This is a genomic window from Paenibacillus sp. FSL H7-0323, assembly GCF_038002725.1.
Classification (GTDB): Bacteria; Bacillota; Bacilli; order Paenibacillales; family Paenibacillaceae; genus Paenibacillus_AQ; species Paenibacillus_AQ odorifer.
Window position 1 is genome coordinate 2,124,183 of record NZ_JBBODB010000001.1, and the last position, 22,416, is coordinate 2,146,598.

Genomic DNA, 22,416 nt, shown 5'->3' on the forward strand with positions numbered 1-22,416 from the left:
GTCTTGGGCGTTATTTATCCCTTTTATTGTAAGCCTCCCTCCGGAGATAGAAGTTAATTAAATTCCCCACTTCACCGGACATCAACGACTTATGATCATGAGTAGTCATCGTGATCAAAATCTCTGCAAATATACAAAAAACCGCAGCAAAGAAATCTCAGTGCCACGGTTCTTCCGTATGTGTTTATTATAACTGGGCTAATCTCCCATTACAAGTCTGAACCCTCAAGAGGTGTCTCCACCTTGCGTTCCTCAAGTCTCCGCCACAGACGATACAGCAGAGCCTTTACAGTACGCAACCGGATATTTTCCCGTGTACCTTTAAGATTAAGCTCATAGACCTCTGTCTTACGTCCCCGTTCAGCCAAGCCGATAAATACAAGTCCAACAGGCTTGCGCTCAGAATAACCCGGTCCAGCCACACCCGTAACAGATAAGCCGAAATCGCTGTCTGCAATCATTCTCACTTGGTCAGCCAACACCTCGGCAACTTCTCGACTTACGGCTCCAGGAGCATTGGGTCCCTCCAAATAAGCACTTGGCGCATTCAGTAGCTTTTTCTTTAGGTCATTCGAATAGCAGACGATTCCGCCGGCAAACATCGATGCACTGCCTGGAATATTTGTTATGCTCTCCATCAGCAAACCTCCGGTGCAGCTCTCTGCCGCACTTAAGGTCAGACCGGCATCCGCCATCCAATCCACAATCAATTGCTCCAGCGGCACATCAATGTTCGCATACAAATGTTCCGGCAAAATCTCCTTGATTTGTTGTTCCAGTATCTCCAGCTTTTTTGTAGCTTCATGCTCAGAAGGGGCCTTTGTCGAAATACGAACAGTTACCTCTCCCTCTTTGGCATACGGAGCAATCGTTGGATCAGTCTGACTGCGAATCAGTTCGATGAGCTTGTCCTCCAGCAGTGATTCTCCGATGCCGGCAAATTTGAGCATTTTTGAATAAAGCGGTGTTTCGTTCGTCAAGGCGTGCTGCTGTAGCCACGGTACTGCTTTATCTACGAACATCGGTTTCATCTCACGAGGTGGACCTGGAAGCACAATATAATATTTCTTCTCATGCTCAAAAGCAATCCCAACCGCAAGACCGATTTCATTCGGCAACGGTGTAGTTCCTTCAATTATAAGTGCCTGTTTGCGGTTATTTTCGGTCATAACGATCTTACGATCATCAAAGAAACGTTGTACATGATCCATCGCCAAACGATCAATATGGAGCGTTCTACCTAGCGATGCAGCCAGTGCATCTTTAGTCAGATCATCCTCAGTGGGGCCAATTCCGCCCGTAAAGATAATAACGTCGGCCCGACTCTGAGCGATCTCGATGGCTTGCTGCAGACGGCTGCTGTTATCACCGACAACGGTTTGAAAGTATACATCGATTCCGATGGCAGCTAGCTCGATAGACAAAAACTGGGCATTACTATTCACGATTTGACCGAGCAAAAGCTCTGTCCCTACTGCAATAATCTCCGCTCTCATACCTGGCTTTCGCCTCCTCGTTATAATGTAGGTACACTGCTTTTGGATTTCAAAAAAGGTAATAGGTGCTTCACCTATTACCTTTCCTTGTATATCCAGCTTACATGCTTACGCATTATGCAGCTGTAGCAGATCCTTATTCTTCACAAAATAATCAATTCCAGAATAAATAGTGATCAGCGCTGCGGCCCAAATAGCAATATCGTCTACAGGAATACTGACAAATTGAAATGGGAAATTATTCAACAACAGCAGTGAGATCGCAACAATTTGTACAACCGTCTTTATCTTGCCCCATTTGCTGGCGGCAACCACTTTTCCCTCTAGCAATGCAATCTGGCGAAGTCCGGTGACTGCAAACTCACGACTGATGATTACAATAGCAATCCATGAATCGCATCTGCCCAGCTCCACAAGTGAAATCAGAACTGCAGATACCAGCAGTTTGTCCGCAAGTGGATCAAGGAGTTTACCGAGATTGGTGACCATATTATATTTCCTAGCAATGTAGCCGTCTATTCCATCCGTGCTGGCCGCAAGCAAAAAGATTACAGCTGCTACCAAATGATTAACAGATAGCTGAAACGAGCCCCAATGTATCGGTTCTGGATAAAAACTGAAATCCACCAGTAAAAAAAACATCATAATCGGGATCAGGCAAATACGAGCTAGCGTGATGCGGTTGGGCAAATTCACTGAAGTTTTCCTCCCCTAAATCGTTCATACAAATTGCCTAAATCAGGCTAATCCATTTCTACTTAAGCAAGTATATTATAGCAATAAATAGGTGTCAAAAAAACAGAAAGCACCCCGCGTTGTTAGTACTAATAAGCACTGCGGGGCACAAAATTCTATTTCATGTTCATGAATTGTAGATCCAGCGGCAAATCAGCTTTACGCAAGATCTGAATAATCTGCTGCAAATCGTCGCGGCTCTTACCGGTCACACGAATTTGATCCCCTTGGATCTGGCTCTTCACCTTTAATTTTGAATCACGGATCAGAATATTAATCTTTTTCGCATTCTCCTGATCAATGCCTTGCTTAAGCCCTAAACGTTGACGTACAGATCCCAGGGAAGCCGGTTCTACTTTACCGAAATCCAGATTTTTTAGGGTAATGCCTCTTTTCACCATCTTTGATTGTAAAATATCAATAACAGCGTTGAGCTTATATTCGTCTTCAGAGGCGATTATAAGTGCGTCTTTCTCCAGCTTCAGACTGCTTTTGCTGTTCTTAAAATCAAAGCGGTTATCGATCTCTTTCTCTGTTTGGTGAATAGCATTCGTTAACTCCTGCATATCCATTTTGGATACAATATCAAATGAACATTCTGAACTCATTAAACTCCACGTCCTTTATACAATTAGTCTGCTACTATTATAAGAGAATGGTACTATTAAGTCTAATTTTGGATAAATCATTATGTAGCTCACCCGACATAGAAAACAGCCCCACTAAGTGGAGCTTTTCCTTCGAGTGAGTTTGGTTCAAAGGGTAGAAACACGTCTCCACCGGAAGTACGCCGTTGGAGACGTTCATTTCTACAGCTTCTATCTGCTTCGGACCGGATTACGAAACATATCCAGAATTCCTAGCACAATATGTGCAATACCGAATCCGAGAATTCCGTATCCCCAAGCACCTGGTGTCAAATAGTATCCGATGAGACTGACAACAACCCCAAGGCCAGCTACAATCCAGCTAACTGTCATAAGATGTACACCTCACTTTGGCTAAAACTGAAAACAGTCTTATGTTCTCCCTAAAGCCAAAGTCTATACATCCTATTTGTTATTCGCCTGTCCCGTCACTTTGGGTACCTTCACTTCCAGAACCGTCGTCAAGATTAAGCAGGAGACGTGAGGACGTCTTCTCATCCGTGATTACTTGACCATTTACGGTAATTTCAGTTGCTGGGGAATACCCAGACTTAATATACATGCCCTCACTACCAAGAACGAAGCTCATAGTTTCTCCTGCTGCAGTATTTCCGAAGGAGAGTTTTTCACCTTTAGAGTTTTCGCCTTTGTAAACTTCAAGCCAGCTTACTCCGGATGCAACAATCTCAACCTTAACTTCGCTTCCGGCAGGAGCTGTAACCTTAAATTTCGTTGTTTTGCCTGACTTCCCATCTGGTGTAACTGTGATCGATTGAGGAGACGGCGTTGGTGTCGGTGTTGGCGTAGGCGCCGTAGTTGGCTCAGTAGTTGCTTCTGCACCTGCCGAGGAAGTAGGCGCTACTACACCGCCTCCTGATGCGGGTGGAGATGTTTGTGCTGTATTAGGATCCTGCACATTATTGGTGATATTTGTTTGATCAACTTGATCAGGGTCTGCTTTGTTTAAACTAGAAGCATAAATGTAAATCACCACAATAATCAATATAGGGAATGTCCACATCAGCACCGTTGGCAGCCATTTTGCATTCCGTTCGGTTTCGGGTCTACGGCTGCGCTTTTGAATCACCGTCTCCATGGTCGTGTCTGCGGGTGGTGCAGGTACGTTCCCATGCTCCTCGAGCAGTTCGTCAGGACTCATGCCTACTGCTTCTGCATACGTTTTGATAAACGCCCTCACATAAAAACTTCCTGGAAGCACCTTGTAGTCTCCAGACTCGATGGCTTCCAAATACTTTTTGCGAATTTTTGTTACTTCCTGGACATCGTCAAGACTCATCCCTTTTTGCAGACGTGCCTCTTTCAATTGCCGGCCCAGTTCCGACATACCATCACCTCCTGTAAGTTCTATGAATGTAAACTTCCTTAACCAGCTTTATAAAAAAACATGCTCGGAAGTGTATTCTTCATCGTTTGTGTTCTATAAATCATCACTGTAGCTCGTCGTAAATGACTCGTACAAGATTTCTTCCGTTGGATTATTCCGCAGCTCAATAATAATATCAAAGTCATCGTAACTATACTCAGATTCGCGTACGAAAATATCTGGATGCTCAATAACCTTTGTGCTTGGCATGCTCATAACATTTTGCAATAAATTATAATGTTTCTCATTAGAGCGGATCGTACTAACTATACCATCAATTATAAATACATTATGTGGGTTCATCTCATCTTCAGCCAATTGACTGCGCACCGTCTGCCGCAATAATGTGGAGGAGACAAATGTCCAGCGTTTCATAGCACAGACACTGCCAGCTATAATGGATTCCGTCTTTCCTACACGGGGCATACCACGAAGTCCTATAACCTGATTCCCATCTTTTTTAAACAGTTCACCGAGAAAATCAACCAATAGACCTAGCTCATCGCGGGTGAAACGAAACGTCTTCCGATCATCTGAATCCCGTTCAATATATCGCCCATGGCGTACAGCCAGCTTGTCCACGAGCCTTGGAGACCGCAGAGCTGAAACTGTAATATTATCAACTTTTTTGAGCATTTCGCCCATCAGCATAATTTTCTCATCATCATTGGTCTCCAGCAACATTCCGCGAGTTTTTCCTTCAACTCCATTAATCGTCAGAATGTTAACTTCCAGCATCCCTAACATTGAAGCGATATCACCAAGCAGACCGGGTCTGTTCTTGTGAATCTTGTATTCCATATACCACTGTTTATATTCCACTTGTACACCTCATAGATTCCTTTTCCCTACCCTTTGCCAATACAGCAAAAAAAGCTGCCCCGGCAAAGCGGTCTTTTACACGGGTCATGTTAATGATATATAAAATAAAAATGAAAGGCAAGGTCAGTCCTGTAATAATTGCAGAAAAGCTCCCACAGGGGGAGCTTTTCCGCAAACTTAGGCGTTGTCTTTCGCCAACTTGACCATGAGTTTAGCAATCGTTTGCTTTTCTTCATCGTTGCCGACATCCCATAGCTCTTTGATCGCACGGTTTTGAGTGTTTGCTGGATCCACTTTTTCATCAAGGAATTCCCCGATTTCAAAAGCCAGCTTTGAGATTGTGTCTTGACTCATCCCAAGTTTCTCCGCCTGTACAACCCGTTTACCTAGGAATTTCTTCCAGGTGTCAAAATTTTTGATTACGCTATCGTCTTGTGTCATCTTAAATCCTCCTTCATGTTTACGGTCAAACACCTGCATACAGGCTGTAAGCCGCCTTACGAGAGATTAAAAAACAACACTTATAATATGTCTCAGACGATAGATTCTTATGCTGGAGCTTTTCTCCAAGTTAAGCATTACGTAATCCAGCCACCGTTAGGGCTAATGATCTGCCCAGTAATATACCCGGATTCAGGCAGTGCTAAAAAGTAAATCAGTGAGGAGATCTCGTTCGGTGTAGCCAAACGTCCCGCCGGAATCTCATCCTCCAGCATCCGGACCTCATCCTCCTGTAGGTTAGACAACATATTCGTATTAACCGCTCCTGGAGCTACCGCGTTCACAGTTACGCCAGAAGGTGCTAATTCCTTGGCTAACGCCTTAGTAAAAGCATTTACTCCGCCTTTACTGGCTGAATAAGCGACCTCGCAAGAGGCTCCCGATATTCCCCACACGGAAGAAACGTTGATGATTCGACCATAACGCTGGGATACCATGTACGGCATAAAAATCTGGCTGCACATAAAGGTACCTTTCAAGTTAATGGCCATAATATCGTCCCATTCCTCTTCACTCACATCAGCCAGCATCCCATAATGAGATTTACCGGCATTGTTGACAAGAATATCCGGCTGCATTCCATTACTTTCAAGCTTCTCCGCCATTCGTACAATCTGACTGCGATCCTTCATATCCGCATTTACAGTCATTACCTTTGCTCCAAGGGCCATACAACGCCGAGCGACATCATTAGCAGCTTCATGTGAGTGCTTGTAGTGAATAACAATATTCATGCCTACAGAGGCAAACCGTTCTGCAATGGCGCCACCGATTCCCCCGCTGCCCCCTGTCACCAGAACTGTCATTTCTCCTAATGGTTTGTTGCTCTCTCCCAAAAGCGCCATTTAAGGACTCACCACTAGTGAAACAGCGAGCTGCTCCCAATTTACATGGACATGTAAACGCTCATTCACTTCAGCTAAAGTAATCGATTCGTAAATAGGCAGAACTTCAAACAGGTCACCACCGCGGAATTGGTAACGTGTAAATTCATGTGCGATACTTTCAGGGGAGTTCAGCATGCGCAAATATCCGCCTATTTTCTTTTTCCGTGCCCGCTCGAAATCCTTCTCAGCAAAGCCAGACTTTAAGATCTGATCCACTTCTTCTTTAATTCGTTTTAGCAGCAAATCCGGGTCTTTGGTATCTCCACCCATAGCTGAAAAAGCATATTGTTCTGAACTATTAAATTCATGGCCAAAGCTGTCTGAGATCAGTTCTTCATCATAGAGTTTTTGGTACAACGCTGTGCTGCTGCCAACCAGCAAATCAAGCATAAGCTTAGTGGCGAGATCACGCTTAAGCGCAGCTTCACCTGTAAGACCATCAACTTTTTCCTTAAATCCAAACATAATCTTAGGCATCGAAACAGCGAGTTTGCTTTCTAAGCGCTTCGTAGCGACTTGTTCCGGCTCCTCTTCAAAAATACGCTTAATCTCACCTTGTTTACCATAAGATTTCCCCTGCTGATTGCTGCGAATCAAGGAGAATACCTTCTCCGGATCCACACCACCCACTACGAACAACAGCATATTGCTGGGATGATAAAAAGAGTTGTAACAAGTGTACAGTGTTTCTTTCGTAATCGTACTAATCGACTCTATAGTTCCGGCAATATCAATCCGAACCGGATGTTTCGAATACATCGCCTCAATAAGGCCAAAGTACACGCGCCAGTCTGGATTATCTGCATACATATTGATTTCTTGACCAATGATCCCTTTTTCCTTTTCTACATTTTCATCCGTAAAATAAGGTCGTTGTACAAAATCAACGAGTGTACTAAGGTTGGTCTCTATGTTCTCTGTTGCCGAGAAAAGATAAACCGTCTGATCAAAACTTGTAAAGGCGTTAGCTGAAGCTCCATTTGAGGCAAAAGTGGCAAAAATATCGCCTTCTGGCTCTTCAAACATTTTGTGCTCCAAAAAGTGAGCTATACCATCAGGAACAGTGGTCTCTTCTCCACCTGCGACATGAAAATGGTTATCTACAGAACCATATTTAGTTGCAAATGTGGCGTAAGTTTTTTTGAATGTTGGTTTTGGCAATACATAAACCTGAAGCCCATTCTCCATCACCTCATGATAAAGGGTCTCTTGAAGTCTGTCGTATTGAATCTGTTCCATCTCTATTCCTCCTTCCCTGTCAAGAAATAAATCGTATCCAGCTGAAAGGTCTCCGCTGCAGCTTTTACTTCCCCTGCACCGATTTGTTCCACCTCTTCTAGCAGCTGATCCGCTGTCCGTTCTTTTCCTGACAACTGGCGGTTGAAGTCGTAAGAGATCATCTCAAAAGCAGAATCCGGAATCTCGGAAAGCTGATTGCGGATCATGGCTTTGGTCTGGTTTAACTCCAGATCACTGATATTGCCAGCTTTCATCTCTTCCAGTTGTTTCTCTATAATTTCAACAGCTTTGTTGTAATTTTGAGTTTCAATACCTGATTGTATCGTTCCAATCCCCTTGTGACCGTCATAGCGTGAAGAAGCATAGTATGCAAGACTGGCCTTTTCCCGTACATTGACAAAGAGTTTGGAGTGTGGATACCCTCCTAATATTCCGTTGTACATAAGTGCGGACGCATATGTATCGTCCTTATACGTAATTGATGTGCGCAGACCCATGTTCAACTTGCCCTGACTGACATCCAGCTTCTCCTCTACCGTCCGTACCTCGCTGACGGATACTGGGACAAACTTGGAGCTATATAAGCCCACCTCCGACTGAATGCGTCCGAAGTGATGCTGCACAAGCTTTTCAACTTCCTCAGTAGTCGTATCTCCCACAACATAGAGATCCAAAATAGCTCCATCCAGCCATGAGTTATAAGATTCGTACAAACTTTTTGGGGTAATCCGATCCAAATCTGCTCTTTGACCCAGTGGATGAAGACGATAGGGCTCGTTACGGCACATTTCTTCGATACAGCGTTCCGCAGCATAACGAATCTTATCATTTACGATAGATTCCAGCTTCTTGCGCACTGTTTCACGCTCTGTTGCAACATAGGAAGGACGGAAGCTTCCCTCCTCCACCAACGGACGGGTCAGGACTTCTCCTAGGAAAGCAAAGGATTGTTCAAGTAAGCTCTCCTGACTCTGCACGAAGGAGTCATTAATGGTGTCCATGCGAAACTGAACAATCTGATAATCGCCTCTTTTATAAATATCAAAACCAAATCCAGCGCCATACAGCTCCTCCAAACGCTCACGGAATTGAGTAGTCTCTGGATAAGAAGCGGTACCTCTGCGGAGCACAAATGGAGCAAGTGCTGTAGGTGTGACCGTATCCTCATTAAGTGGGACGCCGGCATAAAGTGAGATGGCGTAGGTCTTGAACGCCTTGGTAGGCATCACGTGAATACGCATACCTGCAACGTTGCCATGCTGAAATACATTATTAGTCAAGTCCAAAACTCCTTTACCGCGTGGATAGTTGCTCATTAACATGTTTATGAATTAATAACCATTCTAAACCATTCCAAAGTAAGGAAGCAACCGGATGCCTCTTCCCGGTTGCTCTCTGGATTTACTTCTTTACTTATCTACATACAGAAAATATGCTGGCCTATAGTCTTGACCTGTGGACGAGTCCAAATCCATTTGGAGGTCGCCGTTTTAGGGTTGAAATAATACAAACATCCACCCGAAGGATCCCAGCCATTCAGCGCTTGCTGCACTGCTTTTCGTGCCTGCTCATTTGGCTCCAAATAAATCTGCCCGTCAGCTACAGCTGTAAAAGCTCCCGGCTGAAAAATAACGCCAGACGGCGTATTTGGAAAACTCGGAGATTTTACCCGGTTCAAGATTACTGCAGCAACAGCAACTTGTCCTTCGAAAGGTTCACCTCTTGACTCACCATAGACGGCATTAGCCATAATTTTGAGATCATTTTCTGATAATCCCATCGTATTCCCTGAAGACAGAGACGCTGAATCCGAATTATTGGTTGTATTTGTTTTGTTACCGGTGTTGTTGTTTGCTGTATTATTTCCGGTTGCTGAAGCCGACTCTGTTGGCTTCCAGTTCTTAGTTGCGTTATACAATTTCAGCTTAGTCTTAGCGCCTACGATGCCATCAGACTTCATTCCAAACTTCCATTGAAACCACGTTACTGAATTTTTCGTTTTCGGACCAAACTGACTGTCTATTTTCCCTTCATAAAAGCCCAGATGTTTTAAACGTCCTTGCAACTCATAAACATCCTGACCAGAAGAACCGAGTTTAATCGGAGTCGTGCTGAAGGCAGGCAAGGCCTCTTCTTCAGGATGATTTAGTTCATGGACAAATGACGCAGCAGCACTTTGCTTGGTCTGTACTATGCCATTACCCTGGAGCAGCATTCCTGCAAACGGCGCGGCAGCAAGTGCAAGGGTTAAAGAAGCAAAGATCCACAACTTATGTTTCTTCATAGGGGTTCGCTCTACCTTTCTTTTGTGAGTTCTGCATGGATGGCTAAAGTTATTATGACGACTGTCAGGACATCCTATGCATTACTAAAAAAGAAGTAATAGCATTTCATTGTAATTGAGAATAATTATCAACTATAATCGAAATAAGAAAACGTTGGAGTTGATATTAATCATGAATTTAAAGGACCACATTTTATTGTGGAACCACGCATTAATAGAAATTATTGATATACGCCATACTTTTCAACGATCTAGTGATCTGAATTCACAATATCAGCTGCCCTCAAGCGCATTCTTGTTGATCATAAACGGCAAAGCCGAAATACTGATTGACGAGATCCCGCATGAGATCGGCAACTTTCATATCCTTCATGGTGGAAAAGGAATGAACATTCAATTTTTACGCACGGAGGAACTACTGGAGTATTACTTAATTTTATATAAAGCAAACCTCTCACTCGCCTCACGCAACAATCTAAAAGCAATTATGGAACACAATAATCCCTTCAATCTCCAATATGGATTTACGCCTACTAGTCCACTGCCCTTATTTGATAAGATGGAGAACATGTTTACTGATTGGGGCAAAACAGGTCTTTTGGATCGGCTGCATGTTAAAACACTGTTTTATCAATGGATTTATGAGATGCTTAGGCAGCTGCATACGCTGGAAACACAGTTAATCCAACCTGATCCGCTAGATCAAGCAATTCGCTATATGCAGACTTATTATAAGGAAACCTTCTCTCTTGAAAAATTAGCTAAAGCGGTAAACAGCAGCCCTAGAACATTATCCAGATTATTCAGAACACGGCTGCAGACTAGCCCTGCTCAGTACTTAATCAGCTTCCGCATGGAAAAATCGAAAATACTGCTCCTGAACACTGAGGCGAGCTTGCATGACATCGCAATTGCAGTAGGTTATCCTGATGGCTATTATCTAGGAAAAATGTTCAAAAAATATTACGGAACCTCCCCTGTCCGATACAAAAATAAATTGATCACCCAACCCAGTTGGCGTGATATGCCATCCCAAGGTGCACAAATTGACATTGCCCGAACACAACCTCTCCGTTATATTGATTATGATAATCATTATCAATATAACGGAGAAGGGGAATTACCAATGTTTAGAAATGCCAAACCATCATTACTGCTCACCCTGTTATTATGCTTTACCATAGTGTTAAGCGCTTGTTCCACGGGAACCACAAATTCAAATGCGTCAAGCAATGGGACACCAACCCCCTCAGCAGAAACAAGTACAGGAGCAAATACAGACAAAGCTGCTGTCGAAGCACAAACCCGGATAATTTCCACAGTTAAAGGAGACATTGCCGTTCCCACTAGTCCACAAAGAGTCGTAGTTCTTTATTTGCTCGGTGATGTACTGGCTCTAGGCATTAAACCTATAGGTGTATCCGATGTATCCGAGGGTGCTGCATTTGAAGATGAGCTAAAAGATGTGCAAAAGCTTGGCACCTGGTTTGAGGTTAGCCCTGAAGCAATCCTTGCTCTAAATCCTGATCTTATCATCGTGCCGTCAGAGGAAACTTATGAAGCCCTCCACCAAATTGCACCAACAGTGTTAGTTCCGTATGAAAAAATGTCAACAGAAGAACGGGTGTCCTTTATTGGACAAGTCGTAGGCAAAGAAGATCAAGCAAAAGAATTATTTACTGATTTCCATAAAAAAGTTGAAGACAGCAAACAAAAGCTGCAAGAAGCTGGTATTCTGGATCACACAATATCCATCATGGAAGGTGGAAAAGACAACAGTATGGCTGTTGTGGCAAGCAAACAATTCGGACGTGGTTCGCAAATCATTTATGAATATTTAGGCATGAAGGCGCCGGAAATCATTCAACAGAAAATAGATACGGCGACTGGTGCGGATGGCGAATCCGTATCCTTTGAAGTCCTTGGCAAATACAGCGGTGATTATATCTTCCGCTCCTCTTATGATGGTATGGCTGATCTGACCCAAAACCCAATTTGGAACAATATCCCTGCCGTGAAAGAAGGCCGTTTGATGGAAATTGATTTTGGATTAGGTTATTACAGTGATATCTATTCTCTAAATGTGCAACTGGATTATATTGTTGAAGCTTTGCTTGCTGCACCAAGAGTCAAATAAGTACTCAGGATACAAAAAAGAGATGGTCCGCTTCATAAAGTGGCCATCTCTTTTACTGTCTGTTGAAGGTTTCGAAGGGCTTGTCCAGCTTAGGAGCTGATCTTGTTATGCTGATATTGCTCAAGTGACACCAGCACCTCACGCGGCTTGCTGCCCTCGTAAGGACCGATGACTCCACGAGCCTCCATAGAGTCAATCAACCGGGCTGCACGGGTATATCCGACACGCATACGACGCTGTAGCAGAGACACTGAAGCCTGCTTAGCCTCCAGCACAATTTGTACGGCCTGCTCGTATAATTCATCCTGTGGCTCCTGATCCTCAGTGATTGTATCATCCACTTCAGGAACGATGGACTCATCGTATTCGGCTTCACCTTGACTGCTGACATATTGAACAATAGTCTCTACTTCTTGGTCGCTCATAAAAGCTCCCTGTACACGAATAGGTTTAGATGCGCCCATTGGCAAGAACAACATATCACCTCGGCCTAACAGCTTCTCTGCACCGGGCATATCCAAAATGGTACGTGAATCCACATTGGACGATACGCCAAAAGCGATCCGGGATGGAATATTAGCTTTAATTAAACCTGTGATTACATCTACTGAAGGGCGTTGTGTAGCGATAATTAAATGAATTCCAGCCGCCCGCGCCATTTGTGCAAGTCGGCAAATTGCATCCTCGACATCATTGGCTGCAACCATCATCAAATCCGCAAGCTCGTCCACAATAACAACGATATACGGGAGAATTGCCGCTGGATTCTCAGCCATTAGCTTATTATAACCTTCCATATTCCGTGTTCCCGATTTGGAGAATAGCTCGTAACGCTTCTCCATTTCCACAACAATCTTCTTCAAAGCAAGACTTGCCCGCTTGGGATCTGTGACAACCGGAGCCAGAAGATGGGGAATTCCGTTATACACATTCAGCTCTACCATCTTAGGATCGACCATGAGGAATTTAACTTCATCAGGTTTAGCTTTGTATAAGATGCTTGTTATAATCCCGTTGATGCAGACAGATTTACCGGAGCCTGTTGCACCGGCCACCAATAAATGGGGCATCTTAGCCAGATTGCCAATAATGGTCTGGCCGGAAATATCACGGCCAAAAGCAATCGATAATCTGGATTCAGCCTCCTGAAAAATCTGTGTTTCCATAACTTCGCGCATGGTAACAATAGACACCTCAGAGTTCGGAACTTCTATCCCAATTGCAGATTTACCCGGAATCGGCGCTTCCATCCGAATGTCTTTGGCTGCAAGTGCAAGGGCAATGTCATCCGTCAGATTTACAATACGGCTAACCTTAACCCCAATATCCGGTTGTATCTCATACCTCGTAACCGCTGGGCCTCTTACTACCTCCAGCACCTTAGCCCGTACCCCAAAGCTTTCAAGTGTTGCTTCTAACTTACGGGCTGTCTGCATATAATCATTCTGATCTCCAGCTTTGCCACCATTGTTAGGTTTGGCTAGAAGACGGAACGATGGCAGCTTATATGGCTTCGGTGGAGGTGGTGCTGGAGGAGCAGGAATAATCTCTCCATCTGGAGAAGCACCTAGCAGGCCTTCCAAGTCTATGCTTACATTCTCCTCAGACTCATCCGTAGGCTGCTGCTTAACGGCATTAGGTCCGGCTACAGCAGGTTTAGCTGCTTCACCACGAGCTGCGGGTGAGAATTCACTCCACTCTTCCCGGTCTTCTTCGTTTAACCCTTCTGAACGGATATGTTCAAAGAAGTCACGAATAATAGGCGTCACAGGTTCAATATCCAGATCCGCATCATCAAAATCATGATCGATATCGTCTAATGGAATTACATGACTATCTGGAGTTAATCCCGAAATAATCGGACCGGTTGAAGCACTTGCCACAATTGGACCCTGATCGTCATCCTCAGAATCTGCTTCCACCTGTGAACGCGTGGAGCCTGAGAACCAGCCAGATATTTTTTTCAAAAGGACAGGTTGTTTGCGATTAGGCAAATACCGATCGTCTTCGTCTTCTTCCTCCTCGTCATCATAGACAGGCTGCTTCACCTGCCGAGCCTTAGCTGGAGCAGCGGCTCTAGAAGGTCTGGCCGCTACGGGAACCGCCTTCGGACGGTTTGCAGCATGGAGACGAATCCCCTCCACAAACTTAACCAAGCGCACTCGCAAAAGCGTAAAAATCTCCACATAGGACAAGTTGGTAATTAGCATAAAGCTGATCGCCAGCATGACGATCATAAGCAGCTTAGCGCCCAGACTACCAAAAAGCCATAACAGCGCTGCATACTCCAACCCGCCGATGTACCCTCCGCTTATATCCTTACCCAGCATATAGACATTGCTTTCGTTCGAGCCAGGTGAAAGTGATCCCGAAAGATCATTATGTATTTGTGTCATTACATTGCCAGGATGTAACAAAGACAACGGGCCAAGCTTCTGCTCCATTGCAGATATTGTGCTCATAAGGCACATAGACAATAGAAGCAGAAGCACGCCAGTATGCCTGCTGTTCCACGAGGAAGGCCATCTTCGATGGATCATCACCATAAGTCCATAAAAAATGCCGATAAGCGGCAACACAAAATAAAATCTCCCTAATAAGTAACCCGCCATACTTGAAAGTGAGCGCCCTACGGCTGCTTCACCAGACAGTGCAATGACGGAAATAGTTATTAATAAAATTCCATATATTTCATATTTTAAAACGCTGCCGAGCAGCGCTTTTTTCTTCTTCTTTTTTCGTTTAGCCACGCCAGCCACCCCCGGAACAACATTATACCATATAATGGCGTGGCGTACCTATGTTCTCTTTTGTCAGAAAATGAATCTTTATGTTAATGTAATTATCGAACCTGGAGAGAACGCCGGATCTAGATAACGGTTCAGCGGACAATCCAATAATCTCACAATCCGCGCACGTCCTTCCTCCATCGGTTCAACCTGCATCAGCATGCCCTGCACACTAACTTCTCGGGTTGCGGCATAATTGTTAAATGCCCCCTCCCACACCTGTTCCATTGCAACTACTGTGTACAGTGTCATTGCGTAATCCCTCCTGGAGTCGATGCTGAGAAATCCCCGCCGATCATTCGGTTAAGATGCGCAAGTGCCGCTCCGATCCCGCCGACCTCATCCATCAGACCATATTTAACGGCATCCAAGCCCCCCACAGCCGTCCCGATATCACGATTGAGCTCACCTGTCTTAAACATGAGATCACGGAACTGTTCTTCAGAAATGCGCGAATGGGAAGTCACAAATTTAACGACACGTTCCTGCATTTTCTCCATATACTCGAAAGTTTGCGGCACTCCGATCACTAAACCATTCATTCGAATCGGATGAATCGTCATCGTTGCACTTTCAGCAATAATCGAATAAGTGGAGGAAACTGCAATCGGCACCCCGATGCTGTGCCCGCCTCCAATGACTACGGTTACCGTTGGCTTGGAGAGGGATGCAATCATTTCCGCAATTGCTAATCCCGCTTCTACATCTCCACCTACCGTATTTAAAATGATAAGCAGGCCTTTGATGTTTTTATTCTGCTCAGCTGCCACCAGCTGCGGAATGATATGCTCATACTTTGTTGTTTTGTTCTGTGGAGGCATAACAATATGTCCTTCAATCTGACCAATAATCGTTAAGCAAAAAATATCAGGCTCTCCACTTGGGACTACTGTTTGTCCTAGCTCCTTAATCGCTCCCATTGTAGTGGGCGGCATATTTTCATTAGGATTCGGATTAGTTTCTCCTGGGACAACTTCCTCATTTTTTGCTCCATTTGATCCTTCGATGTAGTTCATCTTCGCAGCTCTCCCTTGTTATATGCAGCTCTAGTCTGCTGTTGCCTTACTAACAATCCTTAGTATGACGTTTCAGGGTGCTGCATTATGCAATTTTCAGCTTATCAACATACAAAAACCCCTTCTCCCGTGGAAACCGTCCAATATTTCCGGGGAAAAGGGGCTCAGCCCTAGCTATATATTCATTGAAGGAGAAACTCTCCTTACACTTCCATGATAATTGGCAAAATCATCGGTCTGCGGCGCGTTTGTTCATATAAGAAACGGCCCAGCGAATCTTTTACGCTTGTTTTAAGGGAAGCCCACTCATTTACTTTTTCACTCATCAGGCGTTGCAATGTACTGGATACAATTCGGTTAGCTTCGTCGAGCAGCCCTTCGGACTCCCGAACATAAACAAAACCACGTGAAATGATGTCAGGTCCAGAAACAATTGCACCATTCTGCTTGCTAAGTGTAACCACGACAACCAAGATACCATCTTGAGACAGCAACTTACGGTCACGCAATACAATGTTACCAACATCGCCTACACCTAGTCCGTCAATCAATACGTTACCAGCTGTTACTTTACCAGCCTTACGAGCGGCACCGCCCTGGATTTCAACAATTTCACCGATTTCAGTGATAAAAATGTTCTGTGGCTCTACGCCAACCGATTCTGCCAGTAAAGCATGTTTGCGCTGCATGCGGTATTCACCGTGGATCGGAATGAAGAATTTCGGTTTCATCAGGTTAAGCATAAGCTTAAGTTCTTCTTGACTACCGTGACCGGATACGTGAACGCCGGAGTTGGAACCGCTGTAAATCACATTAGCACCAAGACGGAACAATTCATCGATAGTACGGCCTACATACTTCTCATTACCTGGCACAGGTGTTGCCGCAATAATAACGGTATCGCCTGGCAGGATATCTACTTTACGATGACTAGAACGTGCCATACGTGTCAATGCAGACATTGGCTCGCCTTGGCTGCCTGTGCAAAGAACAACTACACGATTTGCTGCCATTCTATTCATTTCTTCCGGTTCGATCAGCATTCCGTCAGGTACGTTCAAATATCCAAGCTCTGAAGCGATGGATACAACGTTGACCATACTGCGGCCAATTACTGTAATCTTACGACCCGTAGATTCTGCTGCATTAACCACTTGTTGAATACGGTGCACATTGGAAGCAAAAGTTGCTACAACGACACGTTGCTCAGCCTTGCGGAAAATATCTTCCAGCACAATACCGACATTCTTCTCAGATGGGGTAAAGCCTGGTTTCTCAGCATTCGTACTATCCGACAAAAGAGCAAGTACGCCCTTTTGGCCAATCTCTGCCATCCGATGCAGATTTGCAAATTGACCGTTGACTGGGGTGTGGTCAAATTTGAAATCGCCCGTATGAACAACATTTCCTTCCGGAGTCTCAATGCATACACCCACGGAATCAGGAATACTGTGGTTGGTTCTAAAGAAAGTTACCTTAAGTGAGTTCCCCAATTGAATTTCTGAATCTTCGTTGATCAGAATCCGTTTGGTGTCCCCCAGCAGGTTCGCTTCCTTCAATTTGTTCTCTACAAGACCTAAAGTCAATCTTGTTCCATAGACTGGAACATTCAAATTCTTCAGGACATAAGGTAGACCACCGATGTGATCCTCGTGTCCGTGAGTAAGCACAATACCTCTTACCTTGTCACGGTTCTCTGTCAAATACGAGATATCAGGAATTACGATGTCAATACCGAGCATATCCTCTTCCGGAAACTTGAGTCCCGAATCCACGACTACAATGTCAGCTCCGTATTGAATAACATACATGTTTTTCCCGATTTCTCCGACTCCGCCCAATGCGAAAATCGTCAATTTATCGTTGTTGTTTTTTTTGGACAAATGAATCTAACCCTCCTATGATGTTGGACGTCATACTTTTATTGGTAAATATCGAACTTCGATTATTTCAGCGGCGCTGAACACATTTCTTTCAAACAGCCAATAACTTCCAATCGACGAGGAAATTCCTGAAATCTGTAAAATGCGCAATGCGAAAGCTCCCGATTCCGGGCAGTAAAGTTCATATTGAAGCGGACAAACGCCGTCAAAATTCACCGTCGCGCCCCTCGCGCGAAGACATGTCATTTATTTAAACAGACTCATCTTGGGACCTATCCTGTCTCACAATGTATTACATTGACGGAAGATTACCGCATATTTAATTTTAACCGCACCCAGTCACTTAAGATCATTATACATGATTTTTTTGGCAAAAGACAAGTCATCCGCCTCGTATCCAAATTCTTTCCTTAAATTCGCCTCAATATTTCAGAAAAAAAATATAAATGCAAAAACCGGCTCCCTCAATAGAGTAGCCGGTTTAGAACGTACATCAGCAATGATTAATTCTTAGTGAAAAAGTGCTTCAATAAAAGCCGCTTCCGCTTCCGTTGGCGAAATAAGCGGCAATCTGACTCCGCCCACAGGGATCCCCTTGAGTCCTAAAGCATATTTTACAGCTGAAGGATTGGGCAGCGGTTGTGGGCATTCAAACATTCCTTTAAAAATCGGGAACAGCTGGCGATGAATCTCTCCAGCAAGCTGAACATTGCCGGAGGTATAAGCGTAAATCATTTCTGACATCTGCGCACCAACCACATGGCTAGATACACTTATAATTCCGTATCCACCGACAGCCAGACTGGCAAGACCTGAGGCATCATCACCCGTATATACACGGAAATCATCTGAACAAGCAGAGGCAATAAGTGTTACCTGATCTACAGACGCGCATTCTTTCGTAGCAACGATGTTCGGAATCTCAGCAAGCCGCAGGGTAGTGGCCACGCTCATACTTACACCTGTTCTACCTGGAACATTATATAGAATCACTGGTAATGAAGTCTCTGAAGCAATCGTGGAAAAATGCTGATAAAGACCTTCCTGATTCGGTTTATTATAATAAGGAACGACCAAAAGCACTCCATCTACGCCTATTTTCTCCGCTTCCTTCGTCAGATGAATGGAATGTTTCGTGTTATTGCTGCCAGTTCCAGCAATAACTTTACAACGTCCATTCGCCTTTTCCAGCACAAAAGAAAACAGCTGCAGCTTTTCCTCATCGCTTAACGTAGGCGATTCCCCTGTCGTTCCGCAGACAACCAAAGCCTCTGATTTCTGTACCTCAATTAAATAATCGACAAGCTGTGAAGTTACATCCCAGTTGATTTCTCCATCCCCATCAAAAGGGGTTACCATGGCTGTTATTAATCTTCCGAAATCCACTTTGAATTCCTCCTTGTCAGCGGTGCAATTCAAACATAGCATGCAGCGAACGCAGGGACTGCACCATATCTTCTTTTTTCACAAGCACCCATATCGTTGTATTCGAATCCGCGGATTGTAGAATTTGAATGTTTTGCGAGCTAAGCGCCTCAACAATGCGCGCCATAATACCAGGCACACCATTAATTCCGCCCCCGATAACAGAAACTTTGGCACAACCCGACAAACTCTTAGGTCGCAAACCCAGCTGCTGTAGAGCAGAAATAGCCTTCTCTGATTTGTCATCAAAAACCGTATAAAGAGCTTCCGTAGGTGTTACATTAATAAAATCAACGCTTATCCCGTTATCTGCCATACTCTTAAAGATTTGCAGCTGCACTCCGGTTCCGTTACCGTCCGGGCATTCCACAGAAATCTGTGTAACATTGCTGACATAAGCAATCCCTGTAACGAATCGATCCACAATTCCCCCTGCTTGGATATCGTTAAATCCTTCTGGATTCGTAACCAACGTACCTTCAGCTTCTGAAAAGGTTGAACGAACACGAACTGGGATCTGTGCCTGCATAGCAATCTCAACCGCACGTGGATGAATGACTTTTGCTCCCTGATGAGCCATATTGCAAATTTCAGTATAACTAACGTAAGTTAATGGCTTAGCATCTTCAACGATCCGTGGATCTGCTGTAAGAATTCCGTTCACATCCGTATAAATATCCACCATATCAGCATGAAGAGCAGCACCCAGTGCTGTAGCAGAGGTATCACTGCCGCCACGGCCTAAAGTTGTCAAATCACCCGCTTCAGTCTGGCCCTGGAACCCGGTAACAATAACTACCTTATCCTCACGCAGCTCACGGAGAATGCGTTCCGGACGTACATCCAGAATTCTGGCATTACCGTAGTTGCTGTCTGTCAGAAATCCTGCCTGAGCTCCCGTTAATACTGTAGAAGCGATGCCTTCATTCTCCAGCAGCCCACATAGAGTAGTAGCTGAAATAATTTCACCACAGCACATCAAGAGATCTTTTTCCCGGTCTGGAAGTGCATCTCCGTTCTGCACGGCCCAATCCAGCAAAGTGTCAGTTGCGTAAGGTTCTCCGCGACGGCCCATAGCCGATACAACAATTACAAGACTATAGCCACTTGCCAGCTCCCTTTTGACATTGCGGATTACGTGTTCTCTAGCTTGCGGTGTGGATAGCGATGTTCCTCCGAATTTTTGTACCAGAATACCCATGTATAATTCCCCCATTATTATCAAAGCAAACACACTAATCATTCGTGAAAAGATTACGGTACGTGAGCTTATTCGTTAAGTAAGTTGTTAAATGGCTGTACCGCCCTCGAACCTGAGGACGGTAGCAATACTGCTTATATTTTTTTGATAGCAATGAACTTAGCTGGTTCCACTACGTTATCTTGGCACTTCTCATTGCTCATTTGGTGCATCTCCCCTTTTATTGTCCACAACAAAATCAGCCGAGCTCTGTCAATTTTCTATGCTGAATGAAACCGTTCGATGATCATCGGCTGTAGTTGTTTACCTTGCAAAGCGGCATAGCAAGCTTCCGGGATAAGATCCATGCGTGCCACGAGCGAGTTAGGTTTACCCTCAGGGTTATCTTGACCGAATGGTACAAAATAAATATGTTTAGCCACCAGAAGCTTAGCAATATTCGCGGCATTTAGGCCCAATCCATCATTTGTAGATATCGCTAGAACTAGTGGACGTCCGTTGCGCATCTGCGATTTAGCTGCCATTAGCACGGGACTATCCGTCATGGCATTAGCCAGTTTACTCGTTGTATTTCCTGTGCAAGGTGCTATTGTCAGCACATCCAGCAGCTTGGAAGGACCCAGCGGCTCCGCTTCAACAATTGTAGAAATGATATCATTCCCTGTTATATCTTTCAACTGTTTTAACCAATTTTGCGATGTCCCAAAGCGGGTGTCTGTTCCTAGTACAGAGGCAGAAACTATAGGTACTACGTTTGCTCCCCCGTCTACGAAGCGCTGAATTTGTGGCATTACCTCAGCAAAAGTGCAATGAGATCCAGTGATCGCATACCCTACTGTTTTTCCGTGCCAATCCATTTTATTCGTCCCCCTTGATTAAAGCCTCGTCCGAAATCGACTGTACCAGCGCATTTGCCATAATAATCCCAGCGCTTTTTGGAGCTACAATGCCAGGGAGTCCTGGAGCCAGCATCGCCTTAATCCCACGTTTCTCAGCATAACGAAAGTCACAGCCGCCTGGTGCAGATGCCAGATCAATAATTACGCAATGCGGCGCAAGCCGCGAGAGCACCTGCGCGGTGATGATCATACTTGGTATCGTGTTAAATATAAGATCCACATCCGGTACGTGAAGCAGCAGCTCATTGGTCATAAAAGGCTTCCAGCCCATTTCCTCAGCACGTGCATAATGTTCTTGTTTTCTGACACCAACCTTTACACTGGCCCCCAGTCCCTGTAGACTTCGAGCCATTGTAAATCCAGTTCTACCTAAACCAAGCACCATTGATTTCGAGCTGTGAATCGTAAAATCCGTGTTCTGAATGGCCATTACCAGCGCTCCCTCCGCTGTCGGGATAGAGTTGTAAATAGCCACATCATCACGATTAAGCAGTTCGATTAACTTCAGTGAGTGCTTGGTACACATCCCGCGCAAGTAACTTTTAGCCATACCGGTATACACTAAACAATCGGATGGCAGCGCAGTGAAATGCTCCTCCAGAATCGTTAAACGCTCAGAAGAAAATAGAGCACTAATATTTCCTTCATCATCACAGCCTACCGTAGGCAACACTAATACATCTGCATTACTCAGCAGCTCTACCGTCAATTGTTCCAGGCTCACCCCTGGGCTAGGGGTCTCCCACTTATCGAACCCGGCAGCGCTTACCGTCGCATCCAATTCCACACATTTCCGAATCACTTCAAGCTGTCTCGCGTCCCCGCCCAGGAACACGATCCTGACGCCAGTAAGCATAGGGATGACGCTCCTTTCAACATACACTATCGACTATAAAGCATCTTATGCTGGGCATAGTTAATGGGTGAAGAGCGGAAATGAAATCCCCGGCACGCATGGCTGATGATGAACTAATGGGTTACGGGTTACGGCTGATGAGTTAAGGACCGAGATGCAACTATTTGTGTATTTTTTGCCTTTTAGGAGGAGTTTCGGACTGGAGAGCTCTAATT

The 22,416-nt window shown here is 44.7% G+C and carries 20 protein-coding genes; 1 reads left to right on the top strand and 19 read right to left on the bottom strand.

Going from position 1 to position 22,416, the window contains the following annotated elements; all coding sequences use genetic code 11:
* Nucleotides 1–209: 209 nt before the first annotated feature.
* The 11 genes from MHH89_RS09605 to sleB all read right to left on the bottom strand — a co-directional run bounded on the left by MHH89_RS09605 (nt 210) and on the right by sleB (nt 9,995).
* A complete protein-coding gene (locus MHH89_RS09605) occupies nt 210–1,496 on the bottom strand; it encodes a competence/damage-inducible protein A (RefSeq protein ID WP_341086948.1) in 1,287 nt (428 codons plus the stop codon).
* A gap of 108 nt (nt 1,497–1,604) precedes the next feature.
* Nucleotides 1,605–2,192, bottom strand: a complete 588-nt coding sequence (gene pgsA / locus MHH89_RS09610) for a CDP-diacylglycerol--glycerol-3-phosphate 3-phosphatidyltransferase (protein ID WP_036688397.1) — start codon at nt 2,190–2,192, stop codon at nt 1,605–1,607.
* A 155-nt stretch (nt 2,193–2,347) separates the two neighbouring features.
* The gene (locus MHH89_RS09615; RefSeq protein ID WP_076127877.1) at nt 2,348–2,839 is read right to left on the bottom strand and encodes a YajQ family cyclic di-GMP-binding protein; all 492 of its coding nucleotides are present in this window, start codon (nt 2,837–2,839) and stop codon (nt 2,348–2,350) included.
* 210 nt (nt 2,840–3,049) lie between these two features.
* Nucleotides 3,050–3,211: a hypothetical protein gene (locus MHH89_RS09620; protein ID WP_169744781.1), complete on the bottom strand. Its 162-nt coding sequence runs from the start codon at nt 3,209–3,211 to the stop codon at nt 3,050–3,052.
* Between the two features lie 79 nt (nt 3,212–3,290).
* Nucleotides 3,291–4,223 carry a helix-turn-helix domain-containing protein gene (locus tag MHH89_RS09625; protein WP_076281616.1) on the bottom strand — a complete coding sequence of 311 codons (933 nt, stop codon included), beginning with the start codon at nt 4,221–4,223 and terminating at the stop codon, nt 3,291–3,293.
* Nucleotides 4,224–4,316: 93 nt separating this feature from the next.
* The gene (locus MHH89_RS09630; RefSeq protein ID WP_036688406.1) at nt 4,317–5,084 is read right to left on the bottom strand and encodes a DUF3388 domain-containing protein; all 768 of its coding nucleotides are present in this window, start codon (nt 5,082–5,084) and stop codon (nt 4,317–4,319) included.
* A 177-nt stretch (nt 5,085–5,261) separates the two neighbouring features.
* Nucleotides 5,262–5,525, bottom strand: coding sequence for a DUF3243 domain-containing protein (locus MHH89_RS09635; protein ID WP_036688409.1), 264 nt, complete (start codon nt 5,523–5,525; stop codon nt 5,262–5,264).
* 137 nt (nt 5,526–5,662) lie between these two features.
* Nucleotides 5,663–6,430 carry an elongation factor P 5-aminopentanone reductase gene (ymfI, locus tag MHH89_RS09640; RefSeq protein WP_036688412.1) on the bottom strand — a complete coding sequence of 256 codons (768 nt, stop codon included), beginning with the start codon at nt 6,428–6,430 and terminating at the stop codon, nt 5,663–5,665.
* The gene (gene yfmH / locus MHH89_RS09645) at nt 6,431–7,711 is read right to left on the bottom strand and encodes an EF-P 5-aminopentanol modification-associated protein YfmH (protein WP_076281615.1); all 1,281 of its coding nucleotides are present in this window, start codon (nt 7,709–7,711) and stop codon (nt 6,431–6,433) included.
* Between the two features lie 2 nt (nt 7,712–7,713).
* Nucleotides 7,714–8,952 (bottom strand): EF-P 5-aminopentanol modification-associated protein YfmF, encoded by a 1,239-nt coding sequence (gene yfmF, locus MHH89_RS09650; protein ID WP_254847695.1) that lies wholly within the window; start codon nt 8,950–8,952, stop codon nt 7,714–7,716.
* Between the two features lie 176 nt (nt 8,953–9,128).
* Nucleotides 9,129–9,995, bottom strand: coding sequence for a spore cortex-lytic enzyme (gene sleB / locus MHH89_RS09655; protein ID WP_036688421.1), 867 nt, complete (start codon nt 9,993–9,995; stop codon nt 9,129–9,131).
* Between the two features lie 172 nt (nt 9,996–10,167).
* Here sleB and MHH89_RS09660 point away from each other — a divergent pair, with 172 nt between their 5' ends.
* The gene (locus tag MHH89_RS09660; protein WP_076281613.1) at nt 10,168–12,132 is read left to right on the top strand and encodes an ABC transporter substrate-binding protein; all 1,965 of its coding nucleotides are present in this window, start codon (nt 10,168–10,170) and stop codon (nt 12,130–12,132) included.
* A gap of 89 nt (nt 12,133–12,221) precedes the next feature.
* Here the strand turns inward: MHH89_RS09660 and MHH89_RS09665 are convergent, their stop codons facing one another.
* The 8 genes from MHH89_RS09665 to dpsA form a co-directional block, all read right to left on the bottom strand.
* Nucleotides 12,222–14,882, bottom strand: a complete 2,661-nt coding sequence (locus MHH89_RS09665) for an FtsK/SpoIIIE family DNA translocase (protein ID WP_076179908.1) — start codon at nt 14,880–14,882, stop codon at nt 12,222–12,224.
* A 78-nt stretch (nt 14,883–14,960) separates the two neighbouring features.
* Complete coding sequence (locus MHH89_RS09670) at nt 14,961–15,173, bottom strand: YlzJ-like family protein (RefSeq protein ID WP_076127863.1); 213 nt, start codon at nt 15,171–15,173, stop codon at nt 14,961–14,963.
* Complete coding sequence (locus tag MHH89_RS09675; protein ID WP_076136428.1) at nt 15,170–15,937, bottom strand: ClpP family protease; 768 nt, start codon at nt 15,935–15,937, stop codon at nt 15,170–15,172. Before MHH89_RS09675 ends, MHH89_RS09670 begins: the two co-directional genes overlap by 4 nt.
* 203 nt (nt 15,938–16,140) lie before the next feature.
* Complete coding sequence (locus MHH89_RS09680) at nt 16,141–17,820, bottom strand: ribonuclease J (protein ID WP_076127859.1); 1,680 nt, start codon at nt 17,818–17,820, stop codon at nt 16,141–16,143.
* Between the two features lie 510 nt (nt 17,821–18,330).
* On the bottom strand, nt 18,331–19,206 hold the full coding sequence (gene dapA, locus MHH89_RS09685) for a 4-hydroxy-tetrahydrodipicolinate synthase (protein ID WP_076201735.1): 876 nt from the start codon (nt 19,204–19,206) through the stop codon (nt 18,331–18,333).
* A 16-nt stretch (nt 19,207–19,222) separates the two neighbouring features.
* On the bottom strand, nt 19,223–20,446 hold the full coding sequence (gene dapG, locus MHH89_RS09690; protein ID WP_036688442.1) for an aspartate kinase: 1,224 nt from the start codon (nt 20,444–20,446) through the stop codon (nt 19,223–19,225).
* Nucleotides 20,447–20,706: 260 nt separating this feature from the next.
* Nucleotides 20,707–21,303: a dipicolinate synthase subunit B gene (locus MHH89_RS09695; RefSeq protein WP_036688443.1), complete on the bottom strand. Its 597-nt coding sequence runs from the start codon at nt 21,301–21,303 to the stop codon at nt 20,707–20,709.
* A 1-nt stretch (nt 21,304) separates the two neighbouring features.
* On the bottom strand, nt 21,305–22,201 hold the full coding sequence (gene dpsA / locus MHH89_RS09700) for a dipicolinate synthase subunit DpsA (RefSeq protein WP_076127855.1): 897 nt from the start codon (nt 22,199–22,201) through the stop codon (nt 21,305–21,307).
* Between the last annotated feature and the right edge of the window lie 215 nt (nt 22,202–22,416).